This is a genomic window from Microbacterium salsuginis, assembly GCF_012524205.1.
Lineage (GTDB): Bacteria > Actinomycetota > Actinomycetes > Actinomycetales > Microbacteriaceae > Microbacterium > Microbacterium salsuginis.
Genome location: NZ_JABACI010000002.1, coordinates 244,968 through 259,047, shown reverse-complemented (window position 1 = coordinate 259,047; position 14,080 = coordinate 244,968). Strand labels below are relative to the sequence as shown.

The window sequence follows — 14,080 nt, the reverse complement described above, 5'->3', positions numbered from 1 at the left end:
CAGACGCTCGCCCCACCGACCCGCCTCCCGCTTGAACGGGGGTGATGCGTGATGGATTACGTCATGCTGGGCGTGGGGCTCCTGCTCACCATCGGCACCGGTCTGTTCGTCGCGAGCGAGTTCGCGCTCGTCAACCTGGACCGCGCCGACCTCGAGGCCCGTCAGGCGGCGGGCGAGACCCGTCTGGCGCTGACCATCAGCGCGCTGCGGATCACCTCGACGCATCTCTCGAGCGCGCAGCTCGGCATCACGCTGACGACGCTGCTCACCGGTTACACGATGGAGCCGGCGATCTCGAACCTGCTCGCGCCGGTGTTCGACGTCTGGGGCATCCCCGAGGGGGTTTCGCGTCCGCTCGCCGCCGTGATCGGTGTCTCGATCGCGACGATCTTCTCGATGATCGTCGGCGAGCTCGTGCCCAAGAACTTCGCGCTCGCGATCCCGCGGCAGACCGCCAAGCTGGTGATGCCGTTCCAGGTCGGGTTCACCACGGTGTTCCGTCCCGCGATCGTCGTGCTCAACGGCAGCGCCAACGGCGTGCTCCGAGCCATCGGCATCGAGCCGAAGGAGGAGCTGTCGGGCGCCCGCACGGCCGAGGAGCTCTCGAGCCTCGTGCGGCGTTCGGCCAGCGCGGGCCTGCTCGAGGAGGACACGGCGTCACTGCTGGATCGCAGCCTCACCTTCTCGCGCCTGACCGCAGCCGATGTCATGACGCCCCGACCGAGCGTGCATGCGATCGCCGCCGACGATTCGGCCGAGGACGTCATCCAGCTCGCCCGGCGCACCGGTCACAGCCGCTTCCCCGTGTACGGCGAATCCATGGACGACATCACCGGCGTCGTGCACCTGAAGGCCGCCGTCGGCGTTCCGCGCGATCGGCGCCGCGACGTCCCGGCCGCGGCGCTGGCGAACGAGCCGGTGCGCTTCCCGGAGGCGGTCCATCTGGACGTGCTCGTGTCGGAGCTGCGCGCACGCGGGTATCAGATGGCCATCGTCGTGGACGAGTACGGCGGCACGGCGGGTGTGGTCACGCTCGAGGATCTCGTGGAAGAGATCGTCGGTGAGGTGCTCGACGAGCACGACCGGCGCCGCGCGGGCATCGTGCGCGTCGAGGACACCGTCATCTTCCCCGGCGAACTCCGGCCCGACGAACTGCTCGACCGCACCGGCATCCGCATTCCCGAAGGAGACGTGTACGACACCGTGGGCGGGTTCATCATGAGCGTGCTCGAGCGCATCCCGACAGTGGGCGACACCCTCGAGCTCGAGGACGGCTCCATCGAGGTGCAGCGCATGGACGGACGTCGCGTGGAGCGGGTGCGCTTCATCCCGAAACCGATGCCGCACGCGGATGCCGCGGCGGAAGGCGGTGAGCGCCGATGAACGACTGGGCCGGAATCGCCTGGCTGGTGGTGCTGCTCATCGCCAACGCCTTCTTCGTCGGCGCCGAGTTCGCTGTCATCTCGGCGCGGCGCTCGCAGATCGAGCCGCTCGCCGAGCGTGGATCTCGGTCGGCCAAGACCGCCCTCTACGCGATGGAGCACGCGACCCTGATGCTGGCCACCAGCCAGCTGGGCATCACGATCTGCTCGCTGCTGATCCTGAACGTGTCGGAGCCGGCGATCCACCACCTGCTCGCCGAGCCGCTTCACCTGACGGGGCTCAGCGAGGGCGCCGTCGACACGATCGCGTTCCTCGTGGCGCTGCTGCTGGTGTCGTACCTGCACGTCGTGTTCGGCGAGATGGTGCCGAAGAACCTGGCGTTCTCGGTGCCGGACCGGGCCGTGCTGATGCTCGCGACCCCGCTGGTGTGGGTCTCGAAGCTCTTCCACCCGGTGATCGTGACCCTCAACTGGATCGCGAACCACGTGGTGCGTCTGTTCCGCGTCGAGCCCAAGGACGAGGCTTCCTCGACCTTCACGCTCGAGGAGGTCGCCACCATCGTGAATCAGTCCCGCATCGAAGGCGTGCTCACCGACACCGCCGGCACCGTCCGCGCGGCCGTCGAGTTCACCGACAAGAAGGCGAAGGACATCGCGGTGCCCCTGGCCGACCTGGTGACGCTGCCCGAGACGACCACGCCTGACGAGATCGAGCGGGCTGTGGCCAAGCACGGGTTCTCGCGGTACGTGATCGTCGACGACGCGGGCCTGCCCCTGGGGTACGTGCACCTCAAGGACATCCTGCGTGCGGCAGAGGGACCGGATGCTGCGACCGATGTCGCGCGTCAGATCCCGCCGAAGCGCATCCACCACATGGTGCCGGTGCTCGAGTCGACCGACCTCGAGGACGCACTCGCGCTGATGCGGCGGGCGGGACGTCACCTTGCCCAGGTGCGCGACGACTCCGGCGACATCACGGCCGTGCTGTTCCTCGAGGACATCATCGAGGAGCTCATCGGAGAGGTGCAGGACGCCACCCGCCGCCGCGGCTACTGACGCGGCAGGGCGGCGGCGCTCAGCGGCGCCGGGCGCGGAGGTACTGCGGCGGCCAGTAGTCGATGTCGGCGCCGAGCTGGCCGGCGGCGCGCAGCGCGTAGTGCGGATCGCGAAGCCATTCGCGCCCGGCCATCACGGCGTCGGCGTGGCCGTCGGCCAGCACGCGCTCGGCGTGCACCGCGTCGTCGATCATGCCGACGGCGCTCACGGGGACGCCGGCCTCGGCGCGGATGCGGGCCGCGAGGTCGACCTGGTACCCGGGGCCGGTCGTCAGCCGCTGGTGCGCGACGAGGCCGCCGCTGGAGATGTCGAAGAAGTCGACTCCGTGATCCGCGGCCCAGCGCGCGACGGTCGCGGTCTGGTCGGCGTCCCAGCCGCCGTCGGCCCAGTCGGTGGCCGAGAAGCGTGTCAGGAGCGGCACGCCGGGCGCGGCATCCCTCACGGCGTCGATCACGCGCAGCACCAGCCGCGCGCGGTTCTCGAGCGAGCCGCCGTACTCGTCATCGCGCAGGTTCGACAGCGGGGACAGGAACTGATGCAGCAGGTAGCCGTGCGCCGCATGGATCTCGAGCACTTCGAAGCCGGCGTCGACGGCACGACGCGCGGCTGCGGCGAACGCGGCCACCACGCGGTCGATACCCGCAAGGTCGAGTGCGAGGGGCTCGGCGTAGCCGTCGAACGGGATCGCCGACGGTGCGACCGTCGTCCAGCCTCCGTCGCCGGCGGGCACGGATCCGCGGCGTCCGGACAGCGGCGACAACGTCGAGGCCTTGCGGCCCGCGTGCGCCAGCTGCACCGCAGGCACCGCGCCGCGGCGGCGGATGCCGTCGACGATGGGCGCCCATGCATCCCGCTGGGCATCGTTCCAGAGCCCGGTGTCATCCGGCGAGATGCGTCCTTCGGGCAGGACGGCCGTCGCCTCGGCGATGACCAAGCCCGCGCCGCCCGAGGCGAACTGCGTGAGGTGCGTGTGATGCCACTCCTGCGGGACGCCGTCCACGGCGCTGTACTGGCACATCGGCGAGACCCACAGCCGATTGCGCACCGTGATGTCGCGCAGGGTCATGGGGGTGAAGAGTCGGCTCACGCGTGCGGCCTCCGCGGTTCGGGTCGGGATGCGGCGGCGTAGGCCACCAGTACTGTGAGGGCATGACGGGGTCCTGGACGATCCACGACGCGGCACGTGCCCTGCGGAGGCCAACGGCCGCCGACGACAAGTATTCCCGAGGGGTGCTGGGCATGCGCACCGGCTCGGAGGCGTACCCCGGCGCTGCGGTGCTCGGCGTCGAGGCCGCGTGGCGCACGGGCCTGGGGATGGTGCGCTACCTCGGACCGCCGCGGCCGACCGCGCTCGTGCTCGCCCGGCGCCCCGAGACCGTGACGGCGGACGGCCGCGTGCAGGCGTGGACCATCGGATCCGGAACCGACCCGGGCTCGCGCAGCACGACCGAGTCCGACGCGTTGCGGGCCCTGCTGTCCGACACCGACCCCGTCGTCGTCGACGCCGGGGCGCTCGACCTCGCCGCCGGCGCCTCGGCTCCCCGCATCCTGACGCCGCACGAGCGCGAGCATGCCCGGCTTCGCTCGATGCTGGGGCTGTCGCCCGCCGGTCACGACCGCGTCGCGGCGGTGCGCGATACCGCAGCCGCGACGGGCGCCGTCGTGCTGCTCAAGGGCGCATCCACGGTGGTGGCGGCACCCGACGGCTGGGCCACGGTCGTCGAGGTCGGCACGCCGTGGTTGGCGTCCGCGGGAACGGGCGACGTCCTGGCCGGCGTCATCGGCGCACTCGTGGCCGGTGCGGTCGCCGACGGCCGCGCCGGCGACACCGCGGCGCTCGGGCGGATGGCGGCATCGGGGGCCTTCCTGCACGCGCGCGCAGCCGCGCTCGCGTCACAGACGTTCGGGCCGGCCGGAGGCCCGATCACGGCGCTGGATGTCGCCGAGGCGCTGCCCCATGCCGTCGGCGAGCTGCTCGCACTGCCGGGCGGCGAGGGTGGCGCGGCCTAGGATCGGTAGCGTGTCGAGGCGAGGCTGGTTGTGGATCGCCTTCGTGGTCGTCCACGTCATCGTCGCAGTGCTGGGATTCGTCCTCCCGAACATCCCGATGGGTGACGTCTACCTCGTCTACGAGCCGTGGGCCCGCGATGCGATCGAAGGCCGCGGCATCGCCGGCATCTCGTACGAGTGGATCTACCCGCAGCTCGCCATCGTGCCGATGGTCCTCGCGCTCGGGCTGGAGTGGATCGCCGGATACGAGATCGCGTGGGCACTGGTCGTCACGCTGGCCGATGCGCTCGCTTTCGCGATGCTCGTCGGACGGGGTCGTTCGAACGGCCGCACGATCGCTGCGGGCTTCTGGCTCGTCTTCATGCTGCTCCTCGGTCCGGTCGGGATGTACCGGCTCGACGGCGTCACCGTGCCGCTCGCGCTCGCCGGATGCCTGTGGCTGGCGGGGCGCCCGCTGGTGGCGTCGATCCTCCTGGCCGTCGCGACGTGGATGAAGGTGTGGCCGGCGGCACTGCTCGCGGCCGCCGTCATCGCGCTGCGTCGCCGGCTCGTCGTCGTCGGCGGAGCGCTCATCGTGACGGCGATGACCGCGGTCGCGGTGGTGGCCGGGGGAGGCGGTGCCCACCTCCTGGGCTTCGTCGCGGGTCAGACCGGACGCGGACTGCAGCTGGAGGCGCCGGTCTCGGCGATCTACCTGTGGCAGGCGGTCGCCGGGGTGCCCGGCGCGTTCGTGTATTACGACCGCGACATCCTGACCTTCCAGGTGACGGGATTCGCCGTCGATGCCGTGATCGCGGCGATGACTCCGGTGCTGGCCGTCGCGGTGCTGGGCGTCGCCGCGCTCGGCGTCTTCCTGGCGTGGCGCGGCGCACGGTTCGCGACGCTGTTCCCGCCGCTCGCGCTGAGCCTCGTGCTGGCCTTCATCGTGTTCAACAAGGTCGGATCCCCGCAGTTCCTGACGTGGCTCATCGCGCCCGTCGCGATCGGGCTCGTGCTGGACCGGCGCCGCTGGCTGCTCCCGGCGGCGGTGGCGCTCGTCGCCGCCCTTCTCACCCAGCTCGTCTACCCGGTGTTCTACGACCGGATCATCGTCGCCGACGCCTTCGGCGCGACCATCCTCACGCTGCGCAACCTCGTCATGCTCGCGCTGTTCGCATGGGCCGCCGTGCGGCTGGCGCGCGTCCCGCGCGGGACTCGCCTGCGTCCCAGCGCTCGCAGGACGCAGCATCCGATCATCCCCTGACCCCACCCACAACCGGAGGTTCTCATGCTCGTCGCCTTCTCCGTCGCTCCCAGCGGCACCGGAAACGCCGATGGATCCGTGCACGATGCCGTCGCTGCCGCCGTTCGGGTGGTGCGCGAGAGCGGCCTGCCGCACCGCACCACCTCGATGTTCACCGAGATCGAGGGGGAGTGGGACGAGGTCTTCGACGTCGTCCGGCGCGCGACCGAGGCGGTGCAGCCGTACGGGTCTCGCGTCGGGCTCGTGCTCAAGGCCGACATCCGCCCCGGCTACTCGGGCGAGCTGGACGGCAAGATCGACCGGCTCGAGGCCGCGATCGAACGCCAGGACGACACCGACTGACCCGCTCGGCACCAGCCCGGAGAGCGGCCCCGAATCGATTCGACAGGATGCCGCGCCTCCGGCTAGCATGACGCGGTGACCTCCTCGAACCTGACGAGGGGTGCGGCGACGTGGGCGCTCCTCTCCCTCGCCGTCGGCAGCTTCGGCATCGGCATGACCGAGTTCGTGGTCATGGGCCTGTTGCCGAACATCGCAGAGGACCTGACCCCGGCGCTGTGGGCATCGAGCCCCGAGGATGCGATCGCCCAGGCCGGATGGCTGATCTCGCTCTACGCCCTCGGTGTCGTGGTGGGCGCGCCGACGATCGCGGGCTCGGTGGCGAAGTACCCGCGCCATCGCGTCATGATCGGGCTGGCGCTCGCGCTCACGGTGTTCAACGCGCTCACCTTCCTCGCGCCGACGTTCGAGATGGTCGCGGCATCCCGGTTTCTCGCCGGTCTGCCGCATGGCGCGTACTTCGGCATCGGCGCCCTGGTCGCAGCGGACGTGCTCGGACCCGGCATGCGGGCGAAGGGCGTCGCCTTCGTGCTCACCGGCCTCACCGTCGCGAACGTCGTCGGCGTGCCGCTGGGCACCTACCTCGGTCAGCAGGTGGGCTGGCGGGCAGCCTTCATGGTGGTCGCGGCGATCTTCGCCGCCGCCACGATCCTGATCGCGATCTTCGTCCCCGAGCATCCGGGGGATCCGGGCCGCACGCTTCGCGCCGAACTCAAGGTGTTCGGCATCCGGCAGGTGTGGCTGGCTCTCGGCGTGGGCGCGATCGGGTTCGGCGGCTTCTTCGCGGTGTACAGCTACGTCGCGCCGATGGTCACCGAGGTCGCCGGATCGCCGGAATGGGTCGTACCCGTCGTGCTGGTGCTGATGGGGCTCGGCATGACCGTCGGCAATCTGGTCGGCGGTCATCTCGCCGACGTGAACCTCAAGCGCACCCTCGTCGGGGGCCTCATCGGACTGGCGGTCGTGCTGGTGCTGCTTGCTGTGACGGCACAGTGGATCTGGGCGCTCGGTTTCTTCGTGTTCGCGACGGGATTCGTCGCGTCGGTGCTCAGCCCCACCATCCAGACGCGTCTCATGGACGTCGCAGCCGACAACCAGTCCATCGCCGCTGCCCTCAACCATTCCGCGCTCAACATCGGCAACAGCCTGGGCGCCTTCCTGGGTGGCCTCGTGATCGCCGCCGGCTGGGGCTTCGTCGCTCCGGCATGGGTCGGTGTCGCCCTCGCGCTCGGGGGTCTCGCCCTGGCGCTCACGAGCCTCGCGTTCGAACGGCGCCGGGTTTCGGTTCCGGCGTAGCCGCCGCATCCGTCGTCTGCCCGCGGCTGAGCGGCCGACGCCGTAGCTAGAGTGGGCGGATGCTCGCCACGCCCCCTCCACTCGCCGCTGGCGCGTCGAGCGGAGCCTCCGGCCGCGTGGGTCCACAGCCGAACCCCGCCGACCGTGCAGTGCGCGCGCTCGCCGACGTCGTCGGGGACTCGCGGCCACGTGTCGCGTCAGACGCGTCCGACCCGGCGATTCCCGTCGCTGCGACGGTCGTGATGGTGCGTGACGGCGCCGACGGGGCAGAGGTGCTGCTGATCGAGCGTCCCGATCGTGGCTCGTTCGCGGGCGCGTGGGTGTTCCCGGGCGGCAAGCTCGAGGAGACCGATCGGCGCGACGCGGGGGAGGCCGAGGAAGACGCCGCTCGCCGGGCGGGCGTGCGCGAGACGTTCGAAGAGACCGGGCTGGTCCTCGACCCGGCCACGCTCGTGACGCTGTCGTGCTGGGACCCGCCGCCCCGGATGCCGCTGCGGATCCGCACGTGGTTCTTCGTCGCTCCTGCGCCCGGAGGGCCGCTGGCGCTTTCGGCCGACGAAGCCGTCGCCGCCGAATGGATCCGTCCGGCGGAGGCGATCGCGCGGCATGGCCGCGGTGAGCTCACCCTCTACCCGCCGACATGGGTCACGCTGTTCGAGCTGAGCGTGCACTCCGACGCCGCATCGCTCGCGGATGCGGTGCGCCTCGCGGGGGTCCAGCGCTTCGAGACGGTCGCGCGCCGCGGTGGCGAGGGGCCGATGCTGCTGTGGCAGGACGACGCCGAATACGACCCGGATGCCGTGGCCGAAGCATCCGGCGGTCGTCATCGCCTCGAGATCGGTGCGCTGCCCTGGCGCTACGAGCGCCGCAGCTGAGGTCGGGGACGGGGCCGATCCCGGCTTCCTAGGCCGCGCCGAGGTCGTTCAACCGCTGACTCACGACCCACTCCACGAACTCAGCCGGAAGCTGACTGGCCAGGGTGAACCGGATTGCCCCACCGGACGCGTCGTACGCGCCGAGCCGCTCGGCGTGCGTCCGGGTGAAGTCGGTGTCCATGACGTAGAGGCTCAAATGCTTCGCCGCAACGCCGAGCGACACGAGCGGCTTGCCGCTCACGCGGTACGTGGGGATACCGTATCCGAGCACTTCGGCCGCCTGCGGGGCCGCTCGGCGGATGATCGCGCGGAGTCGCTCGAGCTCGACTCTCGTGTCGTAGGGCAGCGCCGCGAAGAATTCGTCCGGCGTCGACGCCTTCGTGGCGGTCATGCTGCCGCCTCCTCACGCGAGCGCGCGGAGGCGGCAGGCATGCCGCCCCGGACCTCGCGAACGAGGTCCCACGCGATGACGGCCGGCCAGCTCCAGATGATCGCACCACCCGCCAGCACCCAGCGGAAGTCCCCGAGAGGGAACGCGACGAAGCCCAGAAGGAGGTAGGCGACGGGCGTGGCGATGCAGTAGGCCATCCACCCCCAGCGCTTCATGCCGGCGAAGCGTCGGGCGAGCACGATGCACGCCGCGACGAGACTGACCGCGATCAGGGTGGGCGAGAGATTGTGCAGGGTGCCGATGGCGGTCGGCTCGGGGATGCCGGCGGGTGCGTCGTCGGGGAATCCGAGCCCCGCGTCCGTCGGAAACAGCCCGCCCCAGATCAGTCCGACCCCGAAGAGGCCGATGAGGACCGGGCCCCAGGTTCGTCCGCGTCCGGGGGACAGCGCGCGACGGAATCCGGCGACGGAAGCCAGGATCAGCGCTCCGCTCAGGACGAAGGTGAGCGTCTGGATCCAGCCGATGTCGCCCAGTGCCAGCATGCTCAGCGCATGGACTCGGGGGTCGAAACCGGCTCTCGTGAACGATTGCACGAGGACGGCCACGACGAACAGAGAGGACCCCGCGATGGCGCAGGCGAGCAGCCTGACGGTCGCGGCGGACCGTTGATCGATCGGGATGTTGCTCATGAGGAGGCCCCTTCCTCGGCGAGCCAGATGGGCCGCCAGTCGGTCAGTTCGTGGAACCGCCGCAGCTCTGCGATCCCGCTGAGGACGCCCATCCACGATGCGTAGGGCGGCTCGCCCGGGTCGAACCCGCTCTGGGCGATCGTGAGACGCGTGTGCCCGCCGGACCCCTCGAGCGTCCAGGTGGCGACCCCGGTGCCGGGGAAGTCGACGGACATGCTGCGGTCGGGATCCCACTCGACGATGCGGCCGGAGCCGAATCGGCCGCCTTGTCTCGGCTCGATCTCGATCGGGAAGCCGAACCACGCGCTCACCTTCTCGGAGGCGACGAGCGAGTCGAAGACGGCATCCGCGGGTGCGGCGATATCGACTTGTGCCCGCAGCTCCGCGTCGGTCAGGTCGGCGCGCGGAGTCGTGCTCCGCTCCTCCACGAGATCGACGAGATTGGCCAGAGCCAGTGCCCAGAAGGTCTGCAGCTGGCCGGGCGGTCCGGCGTCGGCGGAATCGATGCCCGCTTGGGTCACCGTGATTGCCGTCGCGAGGTCGTCGATCGGCCGAAGACTGATGGTGGTCACGCTCGGCACCTCCGCGAGGAGCCACTCGAAGCGCAGCGACGTGTCGGTGGCGCCGATGAGCGTCTGCCGGGGCACATCTCCGCCGGGAACGTAGCGGCCCCAGAAGCGGTAGTAGTGGGGGAGTTCCACGTCGGCGTACTCCGAGAGCCATTCCACCATCGCGGCCGGCTGCGTCATGGCGTCGTAGACGTCGCCGACAGGGGCCCCGGCACGGACGCTCATCGTGATGGGATCGCTCACGATCGACCTCCATTCATCGGATAGCAGGCGATCGCGACTTTGAACGCATCGCCGTCCTGGCCGCCGTAGCGGGTGAACAGCTCTTTGAGCGAAGCCTCGAGGGCGGCGAGGAACCCCTCGCGCTGCTCGGGAAGCACCCTGATGTCACCCGAGATGCCGATGGAGGGCAGGCGGGCGGCCTCCGCGTCGAGAGTGGCGATGTCTCGCTGCACCTGCTCGGACAGGTCGAGCAGCCGAGCGAGATTCTGATCGTCGCCATGACGGGCGGAGTCCTCGAGGGTTCCGACGAGAGCGGGCGAGAGCCAGTACTTCCTCGCTTCGGCCTGGTAGACGCCCTCGGTCAGGCCTCTGACCTTGCGTTCGGACACGAGGCGCACGAGTCCCGCGGCCTGCAGTCGCTTGACGTGGTAGTAGATGCGCTGCGGGGACTGGTCCAGACGGGCGGCCAGCTCGGTGCACGTGCTCGGCGTCGCCAGTTCTTTGAGCACGGTGAGACGGTGAGGCTTGAGCAGGGCTTCGGCCTGCTCAATGCGTTCGAGGTAGACAACTTCTTTCATACAAGAGAGTTTTTATGTAAAGGAAGATTTTGTCAATAGGGAACGAAGACACGCCCCCGACGTCGTGGTCGGCGAAGCCGGACTCGCGTTGCTCTGAAGTTCAGCTCTCGAGCAGGCGCCGCACGTGTGCGCCCACGGCGTGCGTCTCGATGAGGAACCCGTCGTGGCCGAAGTCGCTGGTCAGCACGACGGAGCGGTCGCCGTCGAGGGTGTTGCGGATGCCGCGCGCGATGCGGTGCTGTCCGTCGATGGGGAACAGGCGATCGCTGTCGATCCCCAGCACGAGCGCGGTCGCGGTCACGCGGGCGAGGGCGTCCTCGATGCCGCCGCGATCCCGGCCGACGTCATGTGAGTTCATCGCCTCGACCAGCGTGATGTAGGAGTTCGCGTCGAAGCGTCGCGTGAACTTGTTGCCGTGGAAGTCCAGGTAGGACTCCACCGCGAACCGTCCGCCGTGGCCGAGCGGGCTCACGCCGGACTGCCACGTGCGCTGGAACCGCTGATTCAGCTCGGTCGGGGAGCGGTAGTTCAGCAGCGCCATGCGGCGCGCGAGAGCGAGGCCGCGCGTGGGGCCGTCGCCATCGGGCGCGTCGTAGTACTCGCCGGACAGGAAGCGCGGGTCGATGCGGATCGCCTCGATCTGCACCGAGTTCAGCGCGATCTGGTCGGCGGTGTTGACCGGGGGCGCCGAGAGGATGCCGACGCGTGCCACGCGCTCGGGAAGACCCACCGCCCACTCCAGCGCATGCATCCCGCCCATCGAGCCGCCGACGACCGCCGCCCACGCGTCGATGCCGAGCGCGTCGGCCAGGCGCACCTGCGCGGCGACCTGATCGCGGATCGTGAGGTAGGGGAACCGTGCGGCCCACTCGTAGCCGTCGGGAGCGATGGATGCCGGACCCGTGGACCCCTGGCAGCCGCCGAGCATGTTCGGGGCGATCACGAACCAGCGGTCCGTGTCGATCGGAGCGCCCGGCCCGACGATGTCGTCCCACCACCCCGAGGTCGGATGCCCCGGCCCGGCCGGGCCGCGCACGTGACTGTCTCCCGTCAGCGCATGCAGCACCAGCACAGCGTTGTCGCGCGCGGCGTTGAGCTCACCCCAGGTCTCGTACGCCAGCCGGTAGCCGGGCAGCTCGCCGCCCCCCTCGGTGCGGAACGACCCGAACGCCGCGAACCGGCGATCACCCGGCGGATCGCCGTCGCGCCAGGCGCCGGTGGCCGGCGGACGGCCGAGCAGCTGGCGGGCATCGGCCTCCGTGACCGGTGCGCTGGGCACGGTGTCTTCGGAGGTCTGCCAGTCCATCCGCCCATTCTCTCGTCTTCCCTCTGGAGAAAGGGGTCTGTTACGCGCAGCGGCGCGTCACGCCCGGAACGGGGTGGTCTCGTAGACCGCGCCGTGCTGCCCGGCCAGCGCGATCGGCACGCCGTTGCGCGTCTGGACGAACCGCTGCGCGGAGTCGAGGTTCTCCGGCAGCTGCGCGTCGACGGCGGGGAAGGTGTGCACCGTCTCGTTCGACAGCCAGATCACGGTGCGTCCGACGGCGTCCCCCAGTCCGCGCATGATCGAGGCGAACCGCTCGCGGCCGTCGGCGTCGAGATACAGGAGTACCGCGCTGTGGAACACCACGAGGGTGGCGTCCGCGGGGGCGGTGGCCGCAGCATCCGTCACCGTCTCGAGCAGGTCGCCGCGGAGGATCTCGGGAGGGTCGGATGCCGCGACCGCCGCGGCCGCCCGCAGCCGCGCGACCCGCGCGTCGTGGTCGGGGCCGGGCCAGATCAGCGTCGCGAGCCAGTCGACGGCCTCGGCGTCGCGCACGTCGATCGGGGACAAGTCGATCCCGCGGCGCCACGCCACACGCGGCATGCGCGCCGGCACGGACGCGTCGTCATCGACGCGGCACTGCAGCCGGACCGGAGACGGGCCCGCGTCGGGCTCGATGCGGTGGACGCCGCTCGGAGCATCGTAGGTGTAGCCGTAGCGATCCGGGTACAGGCAGAGCCCGGCGGCCGTGCCGACCTCGAGGAGGGCGACGGGTCCGTCGATGCGCGAGAGCTGCGGCAGGAACGTCGCGCAGCGATTGGGCTCGTTCGTCTGCGTCGCCCGGGACGCGCCGATCTCGACGACCTCGCCCCAATGGGCGTCGAGCCACTCCCGCCACTCCGGGAACGAGGCGAGCGGCGCGCCCGCCCACCGCGCGGCGGCGAACAGCAGATTCGGCTGCTGCTGCCGGCGCGGAAGCCCCGCGAGGAGCGCCGGCAGTTCGGGGTCGGCCCCGACGCCGATGGACCATTCCTCGTACAGCGGCGAGGTGCCGTGCGCCCACCGGCGTCCGAAATCGTCGTAGATCGCCGCGATGCGCGCGGCGTCGTCGTGTCCGGCCACGGCTTCACCTTATGCGCCGCCGCCGTGCATGTCGTCGAGCCGGTCTAGCATGCGTGGCATGGACGCCGTCGTCGACTACCTGCTCACCGGAGACCCTGCGATCCGATGGCAGGTGCTCCGAGATCTCGCGGATGCGTCGCCCGACGAGGTCGCGCCCGAGAGGGCGCGCGTGGCCACCGAGGGCTGGGGAGCGCGGCTGCTCGCCGAGCAGGCCGCAGACGGGCGGTGGGACGGCGGCACGTACCGTCCGGGGTGGGTCGACGAGTCGCGGCCGTTCTTCGACGCGTGGACCGCGACGCACTTCTCCCTGCAGACGCTGGCCGAGTTCGGTCTCGATCCGGCCTCGCCCGAGGCCCAGCGCGCCGTTGCGCTGGTGCGCGACAACGTGCGCTGGGAGTACAACGGTGAACTCTACTTCCAGGGTGAGGCCGAGCCCTGCATCAACGGGATCGCGCTGACCACCGGCGCGTACTTCGCGCAGGACGCCGCCGCCATCGCGGCCACGATCCTCGCGACGCAGCACGACGACGGGGGCTGGAACTGCTGGGAGGAGGATGCCGCGGCGCCCGGCTCCTTCCACTCCACGATCTGCGCGCTCGAGGGACTGCGGGCATGGGAGCAGCGGAGCGGGGCGGACCCCGAGTTGACGGCGGCCCGCCTGCGGGGGGAGGAGTTCCTGCTCGAGCGCGGCCTGTTCCGGCGCAAGTCGACCGGCGTGATCCCCGATCTGCGGATCACGCTGACGTCGTCACCGGTGCGGTGGTTCTACGACATCCTGCGGGCGCTCGACTACTTCCGCCTGGCACGCCCGGAGCGGGATGAACGGTGCGCCGAGGCCGTGGAGCTGCTGCGTTCGAAGCGCCTCGAGAACGGCCTGTTCCGCCTCGAGAACGATCACGCGGGCCCGACGCTGTTCTCGATGGACGGCGAGCACGAGGGCTTTCCGAGTCGCTGGGTGACCTTGCGGGCGCTGCGCGTGCTGCGCTGGTGGGACGCCGCCTGATCCGCAGCAGCCCCCGCAAAGACGACGGATGCCGCAGCCCG

Annotated in this window: 15 protein-coding genes; 8 read left to right on the top strand and 7 right to left on the bottom strand. The window is 70.8% G+C overall.

The annotated features are described in order from the left end of the window. Window positions 1-51 precede the first annotated feature (51 nt). Together HF576_RS08330 and HF576_RS08325 are read left to right on the top strand one after the other, a co-directional pair. Complete coding sequence (locus HF576_RS08330) at window positions 52-1,383, top strand: hemolysin family protein (protein WP_168912759.1); 1,332 nt, start codon at window positions 52-54, stop codon at window positions 1,381-1,383. Then, window positions 1,380-2,438, top strand: coding sequence for a hemolysin family protein (locus tag HF576_RS08325; protein ID WP_168912340.1), 1,059 nt, complete (start codon window positions 1,380-1,382; stop codon window positions 2,436-2,438). The genes HF576_RS08330 and HF576_RS08325 overlap by 4 nt, the downstream gene beginning before the upstream one ends. Window positions 2,439-2,457: 19 nt before the next feature. On the opposite strand, the gene HF576_RS08320 is transcribed toward HF576_RS08325, so the two are convergent. Continuing rightward, the gene (locus HF576_RS08320; RefSeq protein WP_343234214.1) at window positions 2,458-3,525 is read right to left on the bottom strand and encodes an NADH:flavin oxidoreductase/NADH oxidase; all 1,068 of its coding nucleotides are present in this window, start codon (window positions 3,523-3,525) and stop codon (window positions 2,458-2,460) included. A 62-nt stretch (window positions 3,526-3,587) separates the two neighbouring features. Between HF576_RS08320 and HF576_RS08315 the strand changes: the two genes are divergently transcribed. From HF576_RS08315 to HF576_RS08295, 5 genes are all read left to right on the top strand, one after another. Then, complete coding sequence (locus HF576_RS08315) at window positions 3,588-4,448, top strand: ADP-dependent NAD(P)H-hydrate dehydratase (RefSeq protein ID WP_168912339.1); 861 nt, start codon at window positions 3,588-3,590, stop codon at window positions 4,446-4,448. Window positions 4,449-4,458: 10 nt separating this feature from the next. Beyond that, a complete protein-coding gene (locus tag HF576_RS08310; RefSeq protein WP_343234213.1) occupies window positions 4,459-5,691 on the top strand; it encodes a hypothetical protein in 1,233 nt (410 codons plus the stop codon). Between the two features lie 24 nt (window positions 5,692-5,715). Next, window positions 5,716-6,033 carry a thiamine-binding protein gene (locus tag HF576_RS08305; RefSeq protein WP_168912337.1) on the top strand — a complete coding sequence of 106 codons (318 nt, stop codon included), beginning with the start codon at window positions 5,716-5,718 and terminating at the stop codon, window positions 6,031-6,033. Window positions 6,034-6,108: 75 nt separating this feature from the next. After that, a complete protein-coding gene (locus HF576_RS08300; protein ID WP_343234212.1) occupies window positions 6,109-7,326 on the top strand; it encodes an MFS transporter in 1,218 nt (405 codons plus the stop codon). A 59-nt stretch (window positions 7,327-7,385) separates the two neighbouring features. Further along, complete coding sequence (locus HF576_RS08295; RefSeq protein WP_168912336.1) at window positions 7,386-8,201, top strand: NUDIX hydrolase; 816 nt, start codon at window positions 7,386-7,388, stop codon at window positions 8,199-8,201. A gap of 28 nt (window positions 8,202-8,229) precedes the next feature. On the opposite strand, the gene HF576_RS08290 is transcribed toward HF576_RS08295, so the two are convergent. The 6 genes from HF576_RS08290 to HF576_RS08265 form a co-directional block, all read right to left on the bottom strand. Further along, a complete protein-coding gene (locus tag HF576_RS08290) occupies window positions 8,230-8,592 on the bottom strand; it encodes an iron chaperone (RefSeq protein ID WP_168912335.1) in 363 nt (120 codons plus the stop codon). Continuing rightward, the gene (locus HF576_RS08285) at window positions 8,589-9,281 is read right to left on the bottom strand and encodes a DUF998 domain-containing protein (RefSeq protein ID WP_168912334.1); all 693 of its coding nucleotides are present in this window, start codon (window positions 9,279-9,281) and stop codon (window positions 8,589-8,591) included. The genes HF576_RS08290 and HF576_RS08285 overlap by 4 nt, the downstream gene beginning before the upstream one ends. Beyond that, window positions 9,278-10,093 carry an SRPBCC domain-containing protein gene (locus HF576_RS08280; protein WP_168912333.1) on the bottom strand — a complete coding sequence of 272 codons (816 nt, stop codon included), beginning with the start codon at window positions 10,091-10,093 and terminating at the stop codon, window positions 9,278-9,280. Before HF576_RS08280 ends, HF576_RS08285 begins: the two co-directional genes overlap by 4 nt. Further along, the gene (locus HF576_RS08275) at window positions 10,090-10,650 is read right to left on the bottom strand and encodes an ArsR/SmtB family transcription factor (RefSeq protein ID WP_168912332.1); all 561 of its coding nucleotides are present in this window, start codon (window positions 10,648-10,650) and stop codon (window positions 10,090-10,092) included. The genes HF576_RS08280 and HF576_RS08275 overlap by 4 nt, the downstream gene beginning before the upstream one ends. Before the next feature lie 100 nt (window positions 10,651-10,750). After that, complete coding sequence (gene metX, locus HF576_RS08270; protein WP_168912331.1) at window positions 10,751-11,956, bottom strand: homoserine O-acetyltransferase MetX; 1,206 nt, start codon at window positions 11,954-11,956, stop codon at window positions 10,751-10,753. Between the two features lie 57 nt (window positions 11,957-12,013). After that, entirely contained in the window at window positions 12,014-13,036 is a 1,023-nt protein-coding gene (locus tag HF576_RS08265) for a DUF2332 family protein (RefSeq protein WP_343234211.1), read from the bottom strand. Between the two features lie 58 nt (window positions 13,037-13,094). On the opposite strand from HF576_RS08265, the gene HF576_RS08260 reads away from it, so the two are divergent. Beyond that, window positions 13,095-14,039, top strand: coding sequence for a hypothetical protein (locus HF576_RS08260; protein WP_168912330.1), 945 nt, complete (start codon window positions 13,095-13,097; stop codon window positions 14,037-14,039). Window positions 14,040-14,080: the final 41 nt, after the last annotated feature.